The 20,335-nt window shown below is 61.4% G+C and carries 18 protein-coding genes and 1 pseudogene; 11 read left to right on the top strand and 8 right to left on the bottom strand.

Annotated features, from left to right (window positions below):
• Positions 1 to 163: 163 nt before the first annotated feature.
• A complete protein-coding gene (locus DEO45_RS02450) occupies positions 164 to 1,288 on the bottom strand; it encodes a serine hydrolase domain-containing protein (RefSeq protein WP_189339663.1) in 1,125 nt (374 codons plus the stop codon).
• Positions 1,289 to 1,561: 273 nt separating this feature from the next.
• Here DEO45_RS02450 and DEO45_RS02445 point away from each other — a divergent pair, with 273 nt between their 5' ends.
• From DEO45_RS02445 to DEO45_RS02430, 4 genes are all read left to right on the top strand, one after another.
• The gene (locus DEO45_RS02445; protein ID WP_114340737.1) at positions 1,562 to 1,939 is read left to right on the top strand and encodes a BlaI/MecI/CopY family transcriptional regulator; all 378 of its coding nucleotides are present in this window, start codon (positions 1,562 to 1,564) and stop codon (positions 1,937 to 1,939) included.
• On the top strand, positions 1,936 to 3,495 hold the full coding sequence (locus DEO45_RS02440; RefSeq protein WP_114340736.1) for a M56 family metallopeptidase: 1,560 nt from the start codon (positions 1,936 to 1,938) through the stop codon (positions 3,493 to 3,495). The genes DEO45_RS02445 and DEO45_RS02440 overlap by 4 nt, the downstream gene beginning before the upstream one ends.
• A 148-nt stretch (positions 3,496 to 3,643) precedes the next feature.
• Complete coding sequence (locus DEO45_RS02435; protein ID WP_114340735.1) at positions 3,644 to 4,123, top strand: nuclear transport factor 2 family protein; 480 nt, start codon at positions 3,644 to 3,646, stop codon at positions 4,121 to 4,123.
• A 321-nt stretch (positions 4,124 to 4,444) separates the two neighbouring features.
• Positions 4,445 to 5,896, top strand: coding sequence for a hypothetical protein (locus DEO45_RS02430; protein WP_147269674.1), 1,452 nt, complete (start codon positions 4,445 to 4,447; stop codon positions 5,894 to 5,896).
• A gap of 142 nt (positions 5,897 to 6,038) precedes the next feature.
• On the opposite strand, the gene DEO45_RS02425 is transcribed toward DEO45_RS02430, so the two are convergent.
• On the bottom strand, positions 6,039 to 6,746 hold the full coding sequence (locus tag DEO45_RS02425; protein ID WP_262982182.1) for an alpha/beta fold hydrolase: 708 nt from the start codon (positions 6,744 to 6,746) through the stop codon (positions 6,039 to 6,041).
• A 1,037-nt stretch (positions 6,747 to 7,783) separates the two neighbouring features.
• Here DEO45_RS02425 and DEO45_RS02420 point away from each other — a divergent pair.
• The 6 genes and pseudogenes from DEO45_RS02420 to DEO45_RS02395 all read left to right on the top strand — a co-directional run bounded on the left by DEO45_RS02420 (position 7,784) and on the right by DEO45_RS02395 (position 14,577).
• Positions 7,784 to 9,250: a DUF4331 domain-containing protein gene (locus DEO45_RS02420; RefSeq protein ID WP_223250756.1), complete on the top strand. Its 1,467-nt coding sequence runs from the start codon at positions 7,784 to 7,786 to the stop codon at positions 9,248 to 9,250.
• Between the two features lie 33 nt (positions 9,251 to 9,283).
• Entirely contained in the window at positions 9,284 to 10,567 is a 1,284-nt protein-coding gene (locus DEO45_RS02415; RefSeq protein WP_114340733.1) for a tetratricopeptide repeat protein, read from the top strand.
• The gene (locus DEO45_RS02410; protein WP_223250755.1) at positions 10,564 to 11,823 is read left to right on the top strand and encodes a HupE/UreJ family protein; all 1,260 of its coding nucleotides are present in this window, start codon (positions 10,564 to 10,566) and stop codon (positions 11,821 to 11,823) included. The genes DEO45_RS02415 and DEO45_RS02410 overlap by 4 nt, the downstream gene beginning before the upstream one ends.
• A 12-nt stretch (positions 11,824 to 11,835) precedes the next feature.
• Positions 11,836 to 14,103, top strand: coding sequence for a TonB-dependent receptor (locus DEO45_RS02405; protein ID WP_114340732.1), 2,268 nt, complete (start codon positions 11,836 to 11,838; stop codon positions 14,101 to 14,103).
• 2 nt (positions 14,104 to 14,105) lie between these two features.
• Positions 14,106 to 14,249 (top strand): annotated as a pseudogene (locus tag DEO45_RS02400) (transposase); the annotation flags it as partial.
• Positions 14,209 to 14,577 (top strand): aldehyde dehydrogenase family protein, encoded by a 369-nt coding sequence (locus tag DEO45_RS02395; RefSeq protein ID WP_114340731.1) that lies wholly within the window; start codon positions 14,209 to 14,211, stop codon positions 14,575 to 14,577. The pseudogene DEO45_RS02400 and the gene DEO45_RS02395, both read left to right, overlap by 41 nt.
• A 313-nt stretch (positions 14,578 to 14,890) precedes the next feature.
• Here DEO45_RS02395 and DEO45_RS02390 read toward each other — a convergent pair whose 3' ends face one another.
• The 3 genes from DEO45_RS02390 to DEO45_RS02380 form a co-directional block, all read right to left on the bottom strand.
• The gene (locus tag DEO45_RS02390) at positions 14,891 to 15,913 is read right to left on the bottom strand and encodes an RNA polymerase subunit sigma-70 (protein ID WP_114340730.1); all 1,023 of its coding nucleotides are present in this window, start codon (positions 15,911 to 15,913) and stop codon (positions 14,891 to 14,893) included.
• A 36-nt stretch (positions 15,914 to 15,949) separates the two neighbouring features.
• Positions 15,950 to 16,711 carry an SDR family NAD(P)-dependent oxidoreductase gene (locus DEO45_RS02385; protein ID WP_114340729.1) on the bottom strand — a complete coding sequence of 254 codons (762 nt, stop codon included), beginning with the start codon at positions 16,709 to 16,711 and terminating at the stop codon, positions 15,950 to 15,952.
• Between the two features lie 119 nt (positions 16,712 to 16,830).
• Positions 16,831 to 17,271 (bottom strand): DUF3237 family protein, encoded by a 441-nt coding sequence (locus DEO45_RS02380; RefSeq protein ID WP_147269673.1) that lies wholly within the window; start codon positions 17,269 to 17,271, stop codon positions 16,831 to 16,833.
• Between the two features lie 329 nt (positions 17,272 to 17,600).
• Between DEO45_RS02380 and DEO45_RS16445 the strand changes: the two genes are divergently transcribed.
• On the top strand, positions 17,601 to 18,185 hold the full coding sequence (locus tag DEO45_RS16445; RefSeq protein WP_147269672.1) for a hypothetical protein: 585 nt from the start codon (positions 17,601 to 17,603) through the stop codon (positions 18,183 to 18,185).
• A 109-nt stretch (positions 18,186 to 18,294) separates the two neighbouring features.
• Here the strand turns inward: DEO45_RS16445 and DEO45_RS02375 are convergent, their stop codons facing one another.
• The 3 genes from DEO45_RS02375 to DEO45_RS02365 are packed head-to-tail and all read right to left on the bottom strand — an operon-like array spanning position 18,295 to position 20,197.
• The gene (locus tag DEO45_RS02375; RefSeq protein WP_114340727.1) at positions 18,295 to 19,215 is read right to left on the bottom strand and encodes an alpha/beta hydrolase; all 921 of its coding nucleotides are present in this window, start codon (positions 19,213 to 19,215) and stop codon (positions 18,295 to 18,297) included.
• A 37-nt stretch (positions 19,216 to 19,252) separates the two neighbouring features.
• Positions 19,253 to 19,879 carry an SDR family oxidoreductase gene (locus DEO45_RS02370; RefSeq protein WP_262982181.1) on the bottom strand — a complete coding sequence of 209 codons (627 nt, stop codon included), beginning with the start codon at positions 19,877 to 19,879 and terminating at the stop codon, positions 19,253 to 19,255.
• A gap of 36 nt (positions 19,880 to 19,915) precedes the next feature.
• Entirely contained in the window at positions 19,916 to 20,197 is a 282-nt protein-coding gene (locus tag DEO45_RS02365; protein WP_223250753.1) for an alpha/beta hydrolase, read from the bottom strand.
• Between the last annotated feature and the right edge of the window lie 138 nt (positions 20,198 to 20,335).

The raw sequence follows: 20,335 nt of genomic DNA, 5'->3' as shown, positions 1-20,335 counted from the left end.
GCTTCAAGTACTTCGACAATCGCGATATTCCTGTCGCGCCAGCACCGGGCACGATTAGGGTACGTTATCGGGGGTTAGGGCAACTTCATCCTTGAGCGCCTGCTCCGGCCTTGCGACGTACTACCTTGTTTCGTCGGACCCGTGGTCAGCGGCTGCGATGGCTTCAGCCCTCCCCACGTGCTTCCATCTGCCCTCCGCTACGGGGAGATGACATCGCTCCGGTGAAGTGGTGCCCCCGCTCGTCGTATTGCTGGTGCAGGAAGTTGGCGACCGGATAGCAATCGGGCGGACTGCGGTTGCTGAGCACTATGATCGTCTCGTCGGTGGCTGGGTAGGTGCGCACGTCGGTGCAAATACCCGCTGCACTGCCACCATGGCCCCAGCGGAAATCCCGGCCGGGCCTGTCCAATCCGTAACCAGTCGCAAAGAAGCCCAACCCCATGAACTCGCGATAGGTACGCGTCGCCTCGGCAAACAGCGCGCGCGGCAACAGCATACCCGTCTGCAGTGCACGCACGAACCGGAACATGTCGCGCCCCGTCGATACTTCGCCGCCGGCAGGGAAGCCCCGGGCGGGCAGCACCTCACAGTTGGACACGCGCTTGCCGTTCACCGTGGCGTAGCCGACCGCGAGATCCGGCGCGCTTGACATGCAGTCGACGAAACCGGTGTGCGTCATGCCGGCCGGCTCGAAGATGTGCCGGCGGACGTAGGTCTCGTAATCCTCGCCCGAAAGCACTTCGACCATGCGGCCGAGCACGACGTTGCCGAAATTGCCGTAGACCAGCTTCGTGCCGGGCGTGAAATCGGGTGGCCGATCGTCGCCGAGGGCCAGCATCTCGGCGACCGTGTGCACGCGAGCCCGGTTGGCGGCATTCTCGACGCCGAACAACGGAATGTCGCCCGCTCCACCCGTGTGGGTCAACAGCTCGCGCACGGTGACGCTATCGGCGAAACGTCGGTTTGGGTAATCCTTCAGCACCTCGCCGACATGCGTATCGAGGGACAGCCGCCCGGCCGCAATCTGCTGAAAGACGGCCACACTGGTGAACATCTTGCCGGCCGAGGCGAGATTGAAGCGGGTATTGACGGTTGCCGGGTCGTTACGCTCGGCATCGCGCTTGCCGTAGGCCTTTTCGAACATCACGTGCCCATCGCGCGCCACCAGGACGACGCCGGAAAACCGGTCCGCCTGGGTCAAGCCGAGCGCATAGCCATCCAGCTGCGCGAGATCCGCCGTGTAGCCCGCGGGCAAAGGCGCAGCCGAGGCCGCTGCCTTAGGAGGCATGGCAGGAGCGTCCGTTCGCGCCGGCGATGCGGTACACGCCAAGGCAAGCACGCAGAGAGCCAGACCGAGGGCGGAGCGGCTCGATAGGGAAGGGAGACGCATGGCATGGCTCCTTGGCAGGGAGGTCCCGGATGAAGCGCGCGGCTGAAGATGGCAGGTGTGACTGGCGGCTTCTTAGCGTGGAATGAGATTATCTACTACAAATATAGTTGACAACGCCTGTGGTCCGTCTAGTATCTACTACACCATTAGTAGATTAGGCGGGTGGACGGCATGAAGATCTCTCTCACCGACCGTGAAGCCGATGTGATGCAGGCGCTTTGGGAGCTGGGCGCATCCACGGTGGCCGAAGTGCGCGAACACGTCGCTGACCCGCTGGCCTACACCACCGTGCTGACCGTGCTACGCACGCTGGAGACCAAGGGCTACGTGGGCCACGAGGAAGCTGGTCGCGGGCACCGCTTCTTTGCCACCATCAAGCAGCAGGCGGCGCGCAAGAACGCCGTGCAGCACCTCACCGAGAAGCTGTTCAAAGGGTCCACCGAGCTGCTGTTCTCGCACCTTGTCTCCGAGCAGAAGCTCAGCGCCGACCAGCTCGCACGCATCCGCCAGTTGCTGGCCAAACACGCGGACAAGGAGAAGCCAGAATGATCGCCTGGATGATCTACGCCACGCTGGTGGCGCTCGCGCTGGGCGCAGCCGCCTTCACCGCCGAACGCGCGGCGCGGGTACGCCGTGGGGCAACTCGCTGGGTCTGGCTCATCGCGATGGTCGGCTCGCTGGCGCTGCCGGCGCTGATCTCCTCAGTGACGCTGCGCCTTCCGGGCATGCTGCAGTCCGGCTCGATGCCGCCACCGATCGTACTGCGCGACGCCACCTCCATTCCGATGCCGGCGCTGCTGATGCCGCTGGACGGCTCGCAGCCCTATGGCGCTCCAGATCCCGTGGCGATGTGGATACGAACCGCCTGGCTTGCCCTATCGCTGTTGACGCTATGTGCGCTGGCCGCTAGCGCCGTGCTGTTGCATCGGCGCCAGCGCAATTGGACCGAGGCCACGATTTGCGGCGAGCACGTGCTGGTGGCGTCGGATGCGGGCCCCGCCGTGGCTGGCCTGCTGCGGCCGCGGATCGTAGTACCGGCATGGTTGCTGCAGGCGCCGGAGCAGCAGCGCGACGTGCTGGCGCACGAGCGCTCGCATCTGGAAGCAGGCGACCCGCGCTTGATCGCGCTGGCCGTGACGCTGCTGGCGTTGATGCCATGGAATCCGCTGCTGTGGTGGCAATTCCATCGTCTGCGCGGCGCCATCGAGGTGGACTGCGATGCCCGTGTGCTCCGCGGCGGCCACGACCTCGTGACGTACTGCGCAACCCTGCTGCACGTGGGGGAGTGCCAGGCTTCCCGGATCGGCCTGGTACCAGCGATGTCCGAATCCGGTTCCTTTCTGGAACAGAGGATCAAGCTCATGCTGACGAAACGGAACAAATGGGCTGGCGTGTCGGCGCTGGTGCTGGTGTGTGCCTCGCTGGGCATGACCGTGTTCGCGGCGCAGGTCACGCCGCCGAGTGGCGCGGCACCTGAGGTGAAGGGTGCAGTCACGCTGCCGCCAGCCGTTCTGGATCGCTATGTGGGCTTCTTCGGAGTTAGCGCGATCTCGAAGGTTGCAGTCACCCGCGCCGGGAACGGCCTCATCCTCGCGATCAGCGCGCAGATGGCGGCGCCGAAGCCATTCTATGCAGTGCCGCTGGGCACCGACCGGTTCGCCGTCCAAGGGCAACCTGCAGTCGCGCACTTCGTCATGGACGCAAGCGGGCACGCCCAGCGCATGGCCATCGAAATGAACGGCCATACCGTGCTGGACACGCAGCGCATCGATGCCGCCGAGGCCGGGCGGATCGACGCCGCGCTGGCTGAGCGTATCCGTGCCGAGCAGCCGTACCCAGGCAGCCTGAAGGCGTTGAAGCTCCTGCTGCGCGATCCTGACGACGGCGCCGGCATGAGCAAAGACCTCGTGGAGGTCCGCAAGAAGCAGCGCGCCTCACGCGAGCAGTACCTCGCCGAACTCGGTCCGGTGCGGTCGTACACCTTCACCGGCGTCAATCAGTATGGCGATGACGTCTATTCGGTGAAGCGCGCCCACGGCACGGAGACCATCAGTCTCGTGGTCGACCCCGACGGCACGCTGGCGAGGGCGTTCCGCCACCGCTGATCCACCCGTTTCACCGGTCGCGAGCCGGGCGCTCCCCACGCCCGACATCAACCAACCTCCGCCGGGTTTCCACACATCCTCGGCCGTCTTCGGACGGCCGCCACGGTAGCGCTTTGCTCGGTCACTCCCCCACAGAAGGAGCCACGCCATGAAAATCCGCACCGTTCTGCGTCATGCCATTGCCGCCACGGCGATCAGCATGGTTGCCACCACCGCCTTCGCCTCGCCGGCCCCGCCCGGCCACCGCACCGACGACGCCTGGCTACGCCAGGCCCTCATTGCACGCGAAGGCGCACTGACCCACGCCTACAACACCTGCAACCTGCATGCACTGCGCGCCAGCTTGTTTGCCGGCACCGCCCTCAGGGCGCCCGATGGGCGGCACATCGACCCGGTGATCGATGCGCGCGACAGGGTCTGCGGTCGTCTGCATCGGCAAGTGATGCCCGGCAGTCTGTCGGTGCGTGGGATGGGGGACGACAGTGCGCTAGTCAATGGGACGCAGTGCTTCTGCGCGATCAACAGCGTCTCTTGTTCCACACGGGGCGAGAGATTTGTCCATCTATGGACGCTGGATCACGGGCTGTGGCGAATGAGCTTGATGCTTCACTTGGACGCTACGCGTTGACAGTCGTGACGCTGAATACGCCCCCGCACTAGGCAACAGCACACGTTGAGCATAGGCGCCTTAACGTGAGGAGCTGCGGGGGCTGACTTTGACTGACAGCAGGCGCATTGGTAAAGCGATTAGGGAGAGTTATCGGGGCTATCAGGTCGCCCATGGGTCAGCTTAGTTCTATGTCCACAACCCAAAGCGCACATCTCAAGCGTCGAGGTCCACGTGACTTGCGGCACTACTGGCTTATTCGGCTGCCGATGCAAGCTATCGGTGCTGCCGAGCGTCTTGGGCTGGACAAACGGGTGACCAGTGCGCGCAATCCTCCGACGAGTGGGTCTTGTTCTCGCAAGTGCGGCTTTGGCGCTCGTGGTGATCGTGGGTGGATTGGCCCTTGCGCTCCACTTCAATTTCCATCGCGCTGCGCCAGACGCCAGTTATCCGACGCCGGCATCGGCACTCGAGGCGCAACAGCAAGATGTCGACTATTTCGCCAAGGTCATGGCGCGTGATCGTGCTTTTTTGCCCGCTGAACGCGAAACGGCGGAAGCACGCATCGCCGCTCTCCGAGCCCTGCCGAATGCGCTGCCATCACCCATGTTGCATGTGGCGCTAATGCAGGTAATGGCACTGGCCGACAATGGTCATTCCCGCATGGATGCCACGGCCGACCAAGGCACGCTGATCGTTCCGCTGAGGGTGACGCGCTTCGCGGAGGGCTTCTACGTAACCCGGGCGGCGACTGCCTATCGCGAGATGCTCGGCGGTCGCGTGGTAAGCATCGACGGGCATCCGATCGATCAGATATTGCTTCAACTGGATACGCTTCGCGGCGGCGTGGAGGATTTTCGCCGGGAGAACGACGCGACATACATCATCGTGCAGGACTTGCTGTACGGTCTGGGTATCGCTACCGACCCCAAGACTTCGGCCTGGACTGTCGTGCTGCCCGATGGTCGAACCGTGACGCGTCGGCTGGATGCTTATTCGATGCACAAGGGCGACGGCATGCCTCCGGAAGGAAGTTGGTTGTCGCCCGAACCGAGCAAGGGTGTCGAGCAAGACTGGAGCGCTTACCATCCTCAATCCGCCGAGCTGCCGGAAACATGGCGGGATTTCGATAATCCTTTCCGGATATTCCCTGCTGCGGACAGCTGCGCCCAGGTTGTGCGACTGCAGAGTATCGGGGACGTAGGTAGCGACCGGATTGCACCGTTTCTCGCTGCGGCGGAAACAACGCTTCGCGCAAACCCGCCTTGCGCCGTGATACTCGACCTGCGTGGCGATGGTGGTGGTGATTACACCAACACCTGGCACTTCACACATGTGCTGCCGAACTTGCTCGCGCCAGGCGGTCGCATCTTCGTACTCACCGACGCGCAGACTTTTTCCGCCGCCATCACGACTGCCGCATTCGTCAAAGACGCCGGCGGCGACCGGGTCACGATCATTGGCGAGCCGGTCGGCGATCGTTTGTCCTTTTTCTCCGAGGGCAACAAAGCCTGCTTGCCCAACCTGAAGGTATGCGCCTACCCGCAGACGGCGAAGCACGACTACCAACACCCCTGCGACAACTGGCACGAATGCTTTTGGCTCAACTGGCTCTATCCAGTCAGGGTGAAGAGTCTGCAGCCGGATATCGTCGTACCACTCAGGTTTGAAGATTGGAACACGGGCCACGACGCGGTCTACGAGGCTGCGCGCCGGCTGGTTATGCACCCGACCAGCAAAATGCAAGTTCGCGGGCAGAACCTTCGTGCGGGAGCGCCAGGGCAGGGCGATTAGCCTGTGTCATCGAGGCGGGTTTGCTACGCCTCCCATGCCCACGAAGCCGGGGGCGCCACCGTCGAAAACCGCAAGTAGACGGGCAGCAAGGGCAGCAAGTTCGTCGGGATGGTACAAAGCCTCGCCGGCGGGGCAGAACCCGTTACTGCGCCAGAAAATGGAGAAGGTCCTTGGTCAACCTGTCGTTGGCCGTGACATTCAGTCCATGCGGCTGGCCGTCATATTCAAGCAGAGTGCTGTTGGCGATGCCCTTGGCGGCTGCGCGGCCGGCGGCGTCGATGGGGACGGTCTTATCAGCGGTGCCATGAATGATCAGGGTCGGCACGTTGAACGAGGCCAGATCGCCGCGGAAGTCGGTATGCGAAAATGCTTTGGCACAGGCCAGCATGGGCTTGAGGCCCGCCTGCAATGCGGTTTCCGTGCACATGGCCAGCAACTCGTCACTGACCGGATGGGATATCGGGCCGACTCCGAAAAATTGCGGAAAGAAGGTTTGCCGGAAGGAATGCGCGCGATCGGACTTGATGCCGTCCCCAATTTCGTCGAATGTCTTCTGTGGCGTGCCATGCAGGTTATCGTCGGTCTTAAGCATGTACGGTACGACCGACGAGACGAGCACGGCCCTGGTCACACCCGCACCCCGGTGACGATTCATGTAGCGGGCGACTTCGCCGCCGCCCATCGAGAAACCTACCAGCGCGACATCGGACACGGCGCCGGTTCCCTTCATCACTGCCGCCAGGTCATCGGCCAGCATGTCGTAGTCGTAGCCGTCCCAAGGCTGATCCGAGCGGCCGAAGCCGCGGCGGTCATGGGCGATGGCGCGGAAACCGGCATCCGCCAGCGCCATCGACTGCGCATCCCAACTGTCGGCCGACAGCGGCCAGCCGTGATGAGTACCACCGGCCGGCCTGTACCCCAGCTCTTGTAATAGAGCGCGCTTCCATCGTATGCGGCATGGCAACCTCCGCTCGCGGTCAAGGAACGAGGCTGTATGAGCCTGCCTCACGATGATGCGAGTCGTTGCCGCCTAGGCTGTGTGAAGCTTCTGTCTGAGTAGCCTCACATTGCAGTTGAGCAGGTGATCCGTTGGAACGGGGGGCAAGCAAACCCTCCCGCAAATGGAGCATCCGTATGAAGAGCATGCTTCGCTTGGTAAGAACGACGAAGAAAAAGGATCGAAAAAATTCTGATTTTCGCCCCCGATCGAAGCGTCGACAGAGCGTAAACGATGCCGGATCAGTTGACCTGGCCATCGGTTCATCATGGACGCGAGATCCGTCGCAAGACGCCCTTTCGGGAAACCCAGGCGCCGAAAAGGCAAAAAGGTGCAGCGAGAATTTCTCCGGGCTGGTGGTCCGGAATCGGTTCGGTCACGGGCCGAAGCAATGACGCCACGTTACGCGGCGGTGCGATCGATCGGACGAAAAGACGTTCATCAAATTGTCGCTGGCGATCTTTGCGGTGCCGCAAGGAACGTTACGGGAAATCCCAGTCGCGAATCCGTTTCGCGTAACTGCGAGTTGCCGCCCCCATCGGACATGGTAGGCGGAGCGTGCGCATTTTCATGCCCGAACCGAACATGCGATCAGATCCGATCGATCCTGCAAATCAGGCCGCTGCATTGAAGATGAATCTAACATAAACGATTCTCAAAAGATGCATCCAGGTCACAGACAGCGGCGTACTTCCTATGTCTTCCAAGGAAGCGAAGTATGCGAGGGGACCAGTCGTGGACTGCATCTGAGCTCATTGCAGCACGCACTGTACGACGCAGAGCCATTCAAAGAAGTTGTACCCGATAACCGGGAACCGCCTGGAATCGCTTCAGCCACAAGCTCTAGCGGTCCGCGGATGGCTGTGAATCGACTGTGATGAGGCATCATCATGAAACTGAAAATGAAACCGTTGTTTTTTTGTTTGAGCCTGCTGCCGGCAGTGGCCCTGGCGTCAAGTCATCGGGAGGCGCCGTTCATCAGCACCCTGCCGCAGATGGACGCCAGCGACTTCTACATGTTCATGAGCTATGAGCCCGGACGCCAAGGCTATGTAACGCTTCTGGCCAACTACAACCCTCTGCAGGATCCTACCGGCGGCCCGAATTTTTTCCCGCTGAATGACAAGGGCTACTACGACTTCAATATCGACACGGACGGTTCCGGCCATGCGGATCTCACTTTCCGCTTCAAGTTCACCAACACCTACAAGAACCTGACGGTTCCGGCCGGTGGTCAGGCGATTGCCGTACCGTTGCTCAATATAGGTCCGGTTTCCGCCACCAATCAGGCGAACCTCAATCGCATTGAAACCTATACGCTTCAGGTGCGCCGCGGTGATGCGGATGATCCCGTGACGTGGCAGCCGGTGGTCACCGCCGCTGGCAGTGCCGGCACGTTTACCAAGCCGGTAGACGACATCGGCCAAAAGTCGATCGCACAGTATGCGAACTACGCTGACAGCTATGTCTATGACGTGGTCGTGCCCGGATGCCCAAGGCCGGGGCGTGTCTTCGTCGGCCAACGCAAGGACGGTTTTGTCGTCAACGTGGGTGAAATATTCGACCTGGTGAATCTCAATCCCCTCGGCCCGCGCGACGGCGGCCGCAACGCATTGACCCACAAGGATGTGACCACTCTGGCTCTGGAACTACCGGCCAGCTGCCTGACCGGCGCCAGCAACCCCATCATCGGCGGCTGGACCACCTCCAGCATGGCCTTGGGCGGCGGCAATTACGTACAGGTGTCGCGTCTGGGTCAGCCACTGGTCAACGAATTGGTGATCGGGCTGAAGGACAAGGACAAATTCAACGGCAGCATGCCCAGCAACGATGCACAGTTCCTCAAATACGTCACCAATCCTTCGGTGCCGGTGTTGCTGCATGCATTGTTCGGCACTCAGGTACCGCAGATGCCGCGTAATGATCTGGTCAGCGTCTACCTGACAGGCGTGAAAGGGCTCAACCAGCCTATGCATGTCACGCCGGCGGAAGAACTGCGGCTGAATACATCGATCAAGCCCACACCACCGCAACTGCAAAATGATCTTGGCGTGCTGGGCCACGATCTGGCGGGCTTCCCGAACGGCAGGCGGCCGTACGATGACGTTGTCGACGTCACCCTGCGCGTTGCGGAAGGCGCCTTGTGCGGTGCTGTTGGCAGTTGCGGCAATCAGACCAGCGATCCGAACCATGGTGCGCCATTCACCGATGGCGCGCGTTCGCCGGGGCCGACCGCTGCAACCGAGCATGTAACCGGCAATGAGAACCCCGCCGACACCTATCTGGGTTACTTCCCGTACCTGATGCCGCCGCTTCCTGGTGCGCCCAACGGCGTCAATGGTCTGCCTGCCAATTGATCGTCCATTCCTGACCGCCTTCGAGCAACCGCCGTGAGTTACGAACATGAAGGCGAGTTCGACGCAGTGCATGGCAACGGCACTACGCGTTGCCGTGTACTGCGTTTTCTGGTTCCGCTGGCGTTGTTGTTTACGGTCGGCAACGTGCAGGCCGAACACCGCGCGCCGTACACCCCGACCAATGCGGCCGTCGTTCTGCAAAGAGTGCCGCCGACGACCGATCCGCGCGTTCGCCATTTCGAGCAGTTGCGACGCGATCTGCAGCAGCATCCCGAGGATGTGAACAGGGCGGTGGCGCTGGCCATCGCATATATCGACTACGGACGTTCGACGGGCGATGCGCGTTTTCTCGGGCGGGCAATGGCGGTAATCGCGCCTGCGATGGCGCAGACCTCTCCACCGATTCCAGTGCTGCTGGTGCACGCGACGATCCAGCAAAGCCGCCACGAATTTCAGGCCTCACGCGAGGAACTGCAACACATTCTCGAGCGCGACCCGGACAACGCCCAGGCTTGGTTGACGCTGGCCACGGTCGCGATGGTGCAGGGCGACGATGAGCTGGCCAATCGTGCCTGCATTCACCTGTCCGATGTCAGCTTCAATCTCATGGGCATGGTCTGCACCGCCTCACTGCGCTCGCTTACCGGGCATGCCGATCAAGCCTACGTGCTGCTTTCCCTGGTCGAGGATCCGGGGCCCAAGGCGCCTGCGGCCATCAAAGCCTGGATCGAGGGCCTCATGGCCGAGACCGCCGCACGCATGGGCAAGCCGGAGGTGGCCGACGACCACTTCAGGAAGGCCCTGCAGCTTGTACCAGGCGACAATTTTCTACTCGCCGACTACGGCGAATTCCTGGTCGATCAAGGGCGCGCTCGGGAAGCCATCGACCTGGTCAGCGGCGACACTCAGTCCGATACGTCGTTTCTGGTCCTGATATCCGCAGAGAATGCGCTGGGTCTGGCGCGAACCAGGGCTGATATCGCCGAGATGGACGACCGCTTCCAGTCCATGGAGCAACGCGGCGACCATGTCTTCATGCGTGAACAATCCAGTTTCATGCTGCATGTCCGGCATGACTCCGGCGCCGCTCTCGACCTTGCGAAGCGGGACTGGAAGGTGCAGCGAGCGCCCAAGGATGTGCGTGCCTACCTCGAGGCAGCACTTGCCGCCCATGACCCGGCAGCCGCCCAGCCTGTGCTCGATTTCATTGCCCGCACGCACCTCAGTGACGTGACGATTGATCCGCTGGTGGCACAGGTGAAGACGCAACAGGTAGCGATAGCCGCAACAGCTGTATCGACAAGAAATGGCCCATGAACGCGCGCAGGCTATTCACCATGCTGTTCATTCTCGCGGCTGCCCTCCTGCCGCTGAGCGCCGTGGCCCACAAGGAAAGCGATGCCTACCTCAATCTGCACACCGATGCACACAACAAGCATGTGCTGCATGGCCAATGGGACATCGCCCTGCGCGATCTCGATTTCGCAATCGGTATCGACGGCAACCACGACGGGGCCATCACCTGGGGCGAAGTGCAGGCGCGGCGCAGGGCGATCGAGGATTATGCACTGCCACAACTTGCCATAAAGGGTGATGGTCTGACGTGCGCCACGCAGGCAACCGGACAGGAAATCGACGATCACACCGACGGTGCCTACGACGTCATTTTCTTCGATGCAATTTGCGACAAGAACATTCCGAGCGCGCTTACCGTTGTCTATCACCTGATGCACAACCTCGATCCCTATCATCGCGGTATCGTTACCATCCACGCGGGCGACAAGATCGCCGGCGCCGTACTGGGGCCGAGCAATCCGGTTGCCCGTCTGAACTTGCATGAGCCGGATCGTTGGGGCGAGTTCAAGAGTTTCGTCGTCGACGGCATCTGGCATATCTGGACGGGCATCGATCACATCCTGTTCCTGCTCTCACTGTTGCTGCCAGCCGTGCTCATCAGGAACCGCCTGGATCCACCAGGGGGTGGGTGGCGCAAGACGGCGGTGCTGGCGGAGAGCAGCGGCGCCATGATGCTTTTTGCAGGGCAGCCACGCCGTTATCGCTGGGAGGCGGCGCCAAGATTCTGGCCGACATTTCTGGAAGTCATCAAGGTCGTATCCGCTTTCAGTCTCTCGCACTCGGTAACACTGTCACTTGCGGTGCTGGGCATCGTGGACTTGCCCAGCCGGCTGGTGGAATCCGGGATCGCCCTGTCGGTCATGGTTGCCGCGTTGAACAACATCTTCCCGGTAGTGAACAAGAGGGTATGGCTGATTGCCTTCGCTTTCGGCTTCATCCACGGATTGGGCTTCGCGAGCGCGCTGCAAGGGCTGCAGTTGCCAGCCGGAGCCATGGCGGCATCGCTTGGAGGCTTCAGCGTAGGCGTGGAAATTGGCCAGGAAAGTATCGTGATAGCGTTCCTGCCGCTGGCCTACCTGCTGCGAAAAACGTGGTTCTATCGCATGGCTGTACTGCGCTGGGGGTCGCTGTTGATCGTTGCCATCGCGTCGGGCTGGTTCGTGCAGCGCGCCTTCGCCATCGCGATTCCGGGTTTCAGCGCGATTATTCCGAATTGATCAGGATGGAATATGGCCCATGGGACCATTGGGCTGGCCTTGGGGACTCTCGCCATTTCTTGTATCGGCAATCTCCATGCGCTGCCCTCGGCGGTATCCATGCCCCAGCTGCCGGGGGCTCAATCCACCGCGCAAGACGCATCGAATTCGCCCTATCAAAACGTGCCCGGTGTGCATTCGGGCAGGCACTCTTTGCCTGCCGCCAAGCCCGGAACTTCTATCCATCCCGGCACGACCGTATTGAAACCGGTGACTGTGTTGGGGCATTACGACAATGGTGTGGGTACGTCTGATGCGTCGTCGCAGGGCATCATCCTGGGACAGTTGCTGCAGGACATCCCGCTGCTGCGCCCAGGCGAAATTCTGGAGGCGATTCCAGGCATGGTGGTTACGCAGCATTCGGGCGACGGCAAGGCCAACCAGTATTTTCTGCGTGGCTACAACCTCGATCATGGCACCGACTTTGCCACCAGCCTCGACGGCGTACCGGTCAACATGCCTACCAGCGCGCACGGTCAGGGCTATTCGGACCTGAATTTCCTGATCCCTGAACTGGTGCAGCAGATCGATTATCGCAAGGGCACCTATTTCCCCGACAACGGTGATTTCTCTGCGGCAGGTTCGGCCGACATCTTCTATCGAAACAGCGTGGCCAGTCCGTTCGCCGCTTTGACCTTGGGCAGCCACGACTATCACCGTGTGCTTCTGGTGGGTTCCTTTCCGTTTTTTCCCTCCACCCACGCGAACGCCGGGGATGCCGCACGGAATGCCGGCGGCAACAAGGGTCCGACCCTGCTGGTTGCGGTGGAAGGGGGCGAGGAAAATGGCCCCTGGAAATCCCCCGAACGCATGCGCAAGCTCAACGGTTTCTTGCGTCTGAGCAATGGCGATGCCACTCGCGGATGGTCGATCGATGGTCTAGCGTACGAGGCGCATTGGAATTCCACCGACCAAGTGCCACTGGCGTTGATCCAATCGGGTCAGCTGTGCCGGTTCTGTGCAGTGGATCCGTTCGACGGAGGGGATACCGCTCGCGACATCCTTTCCGGCGAATGGCATACCCATGACGCCGACGGCAATACCAAGGTCATGGCGTGGCTGGAGCATTACCGCCTGCAGCTGTTTTCCGATTTCACCTTCTTCGAGCTGCGGCCGAATACCGGCGATCAGTTCGAACAGAAGGAATCACGCAACGTGCTTGGCACCAAGATCGCCCGTGGTTGGCTGCACAGCCTGTTCGGCAATGACTCGACTACCGAAGTTGGCATGCAGCTCCGGCGCGACTATATCCATGTCGGTCTGTTCGATACCGAGTCCCGCATGCCTTTCGCGACTGTCAACGACAATCTCGTCGGCGAGACCGAGGCCGCCGTCTATCTAGAGAACACCACGGTATGGAACGGTTGGTTCCGCAGCCTGGAAGGTGTGCGCGCAGATCATCTTCAGTTGGACCTGACTTCCCTGTCGTTGTCGCAGAACAGCGGGAGCGCCTCCGCGTACCGGACTTCACCCAAGCTGTCGCTGATTTTCGGCCCGTGGGATAAGACCGAGTTTTTCGTGAATGTTGGCGGCGGCTTTCACAGCAACGACGCGCGCGGCGTCGTTTACAGGATCGATCCGACCACCGGCGGACCGGCCTCGCCAGTGCCGCCATTGGTGGGCGCCTTTGGTCAGGAGATCGGCCTGCGCACCGAGATCGTTCCTGGGTTGCAGAGCTCGCTGGCGTTGTGGCGATTGAACAGCGAATCGGAACTCGTCTACAACGCAGATTCGGGTATCGGAAGCACGTCGCCGAATGGTGCCAGCAAGCGTCATGGCATCGAATGGAACAACCATTTGGCCGTGAACAACTGGCTGTTGTTCGACGTCGATCTGGCCTATACACACGCCCGTTATGCGCATCCGGGCGAAAACGGCCAGCCCGGCGACTTCATTCCCAATGCGGTGTCGAAAGTCGCCTCGGTGGGCTTGAGTGTGCATGATCTCGACGACTGGTCGGGCGATCTGAAGCTGCGCTACATCGGCAGGTATCCATTGTCGCAGGACGGCAGCCTGGCCGGCCCTGCCTCCGTGGTCCTCGACCTGCGCGTGCAACATCCGCTGGTTCCACGTATATCGCTGGCGCTGGACGTATTGAACCTGTTCGATCGCAAGTACTACGACATTGCCTACGAACAGGACTATCGGGTCTCGCTGAGCAGCGGCGTTATCCCGGATGGTATTACGGTCCATCCCGGTGAGCCGCGTGAGTTCCGGTTGATCCTGAAGATCAGGATGTAATCCTGAACTCGTCGAGTGAGTTTGCGAAGAAGCGTTTTTCGGAAGAACAGATCATCGGCTTCCTGCGGGAAGCCGAATCAGGGTTGGCGGTGAAGGAGCTATGTCATTGGCACGGTTTCTCGGAGGCCAGCTGCTACCTGTGGCGTCGGTCCGGCGCTCACCGTGATTCCGTACTCCACCGTCGACGAGGCAGTGCGCATCGCCAACGACTCGCCCTACGGCCTATCAGGGGCGGTGTGGGCCAATGACGTGGACGAGGGATTGGCGGTGGCTCGGAAAATCCGGACGGACACGTTCTCGATCAATGGGGCCTATGCCGACTTGAGCGCCCCGTTTGGCAGGTTCACGCAAAGCGGAATTGGGCGCGAGTTCGGTTCAGAAGGCCTGGACCACTACGTCGAACTGAAGGCCGTGTACGTCCGACCCGGATCTCCATTGGACATGTTCCGATCACTCAAGCTGCCAGTCGGCTAACGGCTAACGGCTAACGGCTAACGGCTAACGGCTAACGGCTAACGGCTAACGGCTAACGGCTGGCGGCCCAGCAAGTCCGAATTGGACTTGGACTACGGTGGATGATGTCCCTTCCGAAGGCGGACGTAGGGCAGGGCGATTAGGGTAAATTATCGCGGGTGGAGGACGCCCTTTGAGCCGCGCACTTAGTAGACAGGGCGACCGGGGCGGGATTTATCGGACTCCGGCGGATTTTCTTGGAGCGTTGGGAGGCTCGCTTGCAACGGCGGATAGGGCTGAGGCGTCAGCGCCGCCTGCCAGTCTCGCCGCTTCGTCAGGCCTCCAGGATCGTCGGCAGTCGGAACGCCGCGAAGAGCTTCTGGGCGAGTGGCTGCATGAACATCGTTATGGTGCCAATCCCAGCTTCGTCCAACGCCAACAGCTGGATGGAGTGTGCGTTCCAGCGGCCATCTGCGCCCAGGGAATAGAGGGCGAACGCCGGTTGCAGGTTCGCGCCGACCGGCACGAGACGGAAGCCACGATAGGCCGGCCAAACGGCCCCGAAGAAATCCGTGATGGAGCGGCGGCCCTGATACCACTCTCGCCAAGGCGGCATCGAATAGATCGCGTCCTCTTTCAGGAGCGCGACGAAGCGTTCGAGGTCGGCGCTCTCCCAGGCCCGCACATAGCGCTCCAGCAGGTTTCGCTGATGCTCATTGGCCATTGGAACCGGTCGAGCATCGTGATCAAGTGTTGCCAGCTTGCTTCGCGCCCGCTGCAGGGCGCTGTTCACCGATGCGACCGAAGCGTCGAACACAGCGGCGACCTCGATCGCGGACCAGCCAAGGACATCGGCCAGCAGCAGAACGGCACGCTGGCGCGGCGGCAGTTGTTGGATCGCAGCGATGAACGCGAGGCGGACGGACTCGCTCAGTTCGCAGCGCGCATCCGGCGCGGCGGCTGGATCCGGCAAGTTCTCCAGTTCGGCGTCGGGGTAGGGCTCCACCCACAAAACTTCTGCGTCCGGCCGACCCCGCGGCCGCTCGGTAGACGGGCTGCCCAGTTGGTCAGGCATCAACCGACCGCGTCTCGAACGGCTCGCCACCATGTTGAGCGCCACGTTCGTAGCAATCCGGTAGAGCCAATTCTTGATTGAAGCGCGCGCCTCGAAGTCGTCGAAGCCCCTCCAGGCGCGCAGCATGGTTTCCTGTACCGCATCCTCGGCCTGATGCAGCGAGCCGAGCATGCGGTAGCAGTGCAGCTTGAGGGCGCTGCGGTGCGCTTCGGCCACCCGCGTGAAGTCGGCCCGGCTGGGCGGCGCCGCTGTTGCGGAACTGGCGAGCGTCTCGTCTCTCATGGCAACCCTCTTGAACCGCGCTGTCCAGGTCTTTCCTCAGCTTGCAGCAGCGATGCCGTCGGCCGAGATGATGAAGATTGAGCCCGCTTCCGACGGCGGATTCACCGCCACTTCGAGTACCGCCCGAGCTACGTCGGAAGGCGACTGCCGCGGCCCCATGTTCTCAAGGAACTTCTCCGGCGGGACGCCGAGGTATCGGGCGTAGCCGTTCACCGCGGCCTGGCCAAGATCCGTCTCAGGCATGATGCGGGAGGGAGCCAGCGCCACGAAGTGGATGCCGAGCTCGCGTCGATCGGATTCGGCCTGGCAGTACTTGGCGATGAACATCTGCATGCGCTTGGCGCCGGCGTAGCCTCCGGAGATCGGCGATCCTCCCAGGCCGGCTCCGCTGGCGATGATCACCACGACCGAGCCTGGTGCCAGCGGCGTGCGCAGCGCCTCGCGGCAGAAGAGGAAGGCCATCTTGGCATCGACCTCCCAGTTGACCGTGAACTCGGCCCAGTTGAGTTCCGGTATCGGCCGGACTGGGGGCGTGGCGCCGCCGCAGATCACCAGGAGGTCGGGTTTCGCTTGGTGGAACACATTCTCCGGCGCGGCTTCCGCGGCGGCGTCCAGTGCCAGTGTGTCGATCCCTGGCATCGCTTTCGCGAGTTGAGCCAGCCCGCTCTCCTGCCTCGCCACCGCCAAGACCCGCGCACCCACAGCCGACGCACGTTCGACGATCTCCCGACCGACGCCGCGGCTGGCGCCGAGGACGATCACACGCTTGCCTTGCAGCGCTCCATTCTTCGACGACATATTCAGATCTCCTCAGGTATCGTTGTCGTTATGGAGACCGCCGGCAGCGTAAAACTCATCGATCTGACGACGACTTTTTTGGTTTTGGTCCGCCTGGCCGAATCCACGGGCAGCCGCGCCTAGTGCAGATAGACTTCGACGTGGATTTTATTCGTGGTCAAGTCCGCATACCCCGAACCATATGCGGGTTTCGCATTGACCCACGAATAGGCAGCCGCGGCCGTCAACAGGTCGATCCTGACAGTCAGGTCGACGATCGGCTCGCCGTCGCGAGGGGACCCGACGCCCTCGGCCGAGAATGCGATCCGGCTCCCGTCCTCCGTTTCGATGCTGCCCCGCAGCTCGAGTTCGCGGCGGCCGTCGGGACGCACCCGCAAATAGTCGATGCCTCGCATCGCACCCGTCACGCGCCCTTTGACGGGACCCGCGAGCGCGACATCGAACTGAGCGCCCTGCAGCGGCACGCGTTCCTGCCCGGCAAACAGCGCCTCCATGTTTGCGCCATAGTCGGTCACGCCTGTGATATCGAGGTCGTATTCGAAGATCTTTTCGTAACTCATGACGTCGTGCTCCTGGATCTCGGCGAAACCAGTATCGCCGTGGATGACGTGTAGACAGGGGACCGCGACGAATTCATCGGTCGATCGCAATCGGGGAGAAATCACTACGTGCAACAACGGGAGGCTCGAACACCTGCGTTTGGTCACGAACCCAAAAGCCTGACTCCAGCCTCTCGGATGCGTCGGCGGAGTTTTGACATAATATACATTATGCGAAATCAAGAATGGCCAAGCGAAGCCGTCCAAGCGCCGTGCCAGCGCTCTGAAGCGTTGAACCGAAGATTTGGAAGTGTTGATCCGAAAAACGGCTGTGGACACGCAAATGGGCAATGTTCGGATCAATGCTCCCTGGAATCGGTGGGCTCGATCTAGAGCCGGAATTGTCCAGTGCCATTGGGCCACTTAGCGAAAACATCGAAACCCTCGCGAAGATCGATCTTGCCTTAGGACAGCGTCATCAGGTTCGTGCCGTTAACGAGCATACGTATTGCGATGAACAGGGAGTCATCCAGTTCTTGCGCAACAGCCTACTGAGTGGAGCTCACAAATTTTCCCCACAAAGCACGCAGATTGCCCCACCGGAATTCCTCTCGCTCTTCGGTGGATGCCTCAACTATGCGCATGAACTGATCTGCATCGGGTACGGTTTCGGAGACAGGCATATCGACGAACAGATAGTCGAATGGCTTTCGTTCGCCAGCGATCGCCGGATCACGATCATCAATCCCGGCATCCAGGGTTGTCCGAGTCGGTTTGCTCACTTGGATGAACAGGTGTCTGTGTGTTCGGAGAGTGCTTCCGACTATTTCTCGAGGTTGCGACAGACTCCGGAAGGCATCCAGGCCAAAGCGTTCCGAGCATTGCGCGCCCGTAATCGTGAACGCCTACGAAAAAGCCTTCTTGAGTCGAGTTGATGTTTTGGAGATGCGCGGGCGGTAGTCGGGACGAAGCTAGGCGAATGTGTCGCTGCCCTACCCTTGATGACACAGGCTAATCGCCCTACCCTAGCGACGGCCTCTGGCGTCACATCTTGCTCCTGAAGAACGGCGCGAGTTGCCCGATCGCCTCGTTGATGTAGCCCTCGCCGTCGTACATCGACATGTGGTTGGCTCCATCCACGACATACTGGCGCTTGTCCTTTGTGCCGGCACGCTGCATCAGGTCGTCACTCATCCACTTGCTTCCCGCTTGGCTTCCCACCACGGTCAGCAACGGCTGGGTAAGGAAGGCCTCGGCCTTGTTGTAGGCATCGTAGGTGATGATCTGGTCCAGGCTGCGTGTGGTCATGTAGCCAGGCGCAGTGGGGTATTGCGCACGTGGGGTGTGGTAGTACTCCCATGCTTCTCGCAACTCGGCGTTGGGCGCGTCTTCCTCGCGCATCGGCGCCAGCGGAAAGATGCCGTCCTTGCTGCCGTCGGCGGCTGCGCGGCGCGCATCGGCGCCCATGTCCCGCACTGGAATGGCATCGGCATCCTTGATGTTATTGCCCCAGCCATTGCGGAACATCTGGCCGATATTGACCATGCTGACCGTGCCTACCGCTTTGATCCGGTGGTCGTTGATCGCGGCGTTGGCGGTGTAGCCGGCGCCAGCGCAGATGCCCATCGCACCGATCTTGTTCCTGTCCACGTACGGTTGCGTGTCCAGATAATCAATCACGGCACTGACGTCTTCCGTGCGCACGTAAGGGTTCTCAAGTTGGCGCGGTTCGCCTGTGCTTTCGCCTTGATAAGACGCGTCATAGGCGATGGTGACGAAGCCCTGTTCCGCCAGCTTCCTGGCATAGGTGCCGGCAGTCTGTTCCTTGACGCCGCCACCCGGGTGCGAAACCACCACCACCGGATAGCACTTTCCCGCGTCGAAGCCGTCCGGGTAGTTGATGATGGCCGACAGTGTGATGCCGTTGCCGTTGCGATTGGGGATGCCGATCTTCTTGGATTCCATGGTGTGTCTCCTGTAGATGTGGGATCAGTGCGGACAATCAGTAGAACGAGGGTTTGTCGCCGTCGGTGCCGGGCTTGTTGACGCCGAGATTTGCCCTCGAGTGCAACGAGGGCGTGGCGATGATTTTTGCGATGAGATCCGCCACGCTGCGGCGCGAGACCTCGGTGCCCTTGAAGGTCTCGCCCTTGGCGGTGGTCTCGTAGTCCACTTTGTTCTCGTCGGTCAGCCAAGCCGGGCGCAGGATCGTGTAGTCCAGACCCGAGGCCTCGATGGCGTCGGCGGCGCGGCGGAACGGCTTGAGTTCCTTGCCAATCATTGTTTTGTTCCACTTCTGGAATTTGCCCGGCAGTTCGTCGTAGATGCCGAGCGAGGTGACAAAGACAAGGCGACTCACGCCGGCGGCCTGCATCGCCGCGATGACGGCTCTGGCCTGTTCATCGATGTCATCGCCGGTGAGGTTGGCGTAGACGAGGTCTTGCCCGACCATCGCATCGGCAAGCGCGGCCTTGTCCAGCACGTCGCCTTCCAACACCCTTGCATTGGCCGGCGCCTTGCCATGCAGCTTGCGCGTGTGGCGCAGGAACAGTGTCTGCCGGATCGCGGCATCATTCGCCAGTTCGCGGATCACCCAACGGGCGATCTGCCCGCTGGCACCCAGGATCAATACTTGCGCGGACATCGGTCTGCTCCGTTCGCCGTTTCAAGCAGCGAGGTGCTGCTTCAGGAACGGCACCATGCGCTCCAGCGCCATGGCGACCGGTTCGGGCTTGTCGTAGATGTCGTAATGCGACCAGTCGTCGAGCAGGACTAACTGACGATCCTTCGAGGCGGTCGAACGGCCATAGGCCTCCATGCCGTCGCGATAGGCTCCGAAGGCGCCGGGCTTTCCGCCGATCACCACCATCATCGGCTGGGTCATCAGCACCTCAGTAAAGGCCAGCGCATCCCAGGCCAACGTGTTCTGGGCGTGCGAGAACAACATCCGGGTCCAGCCGCCTGGTTGCTGGCCGCGTGGGGTGGGGTCGTGCCCGGATACGGGTAAAATTGGGTCATAGCGTGCTGCAACTGTGTGACACTGCAACAAAATCGTGTTCGCGGTTGGTCTTGGTCACCATCGTTC

This window comes from Rhodanobacter denitrificans, from assembly GCF_003335105.1.
GTDB lineage: Bacteria > Pseudomonadota > Gammaproteobacteria > Xanthomonadales > Rhodanobacteraceae > Rhodanobacter > Rhodanobacter denitrificans_A.
The sequence above is the reverse complement of the archived record's forward strand: the minus strand, read 5'-3'. Positions and strand labels throughout refer to the sequence as shown.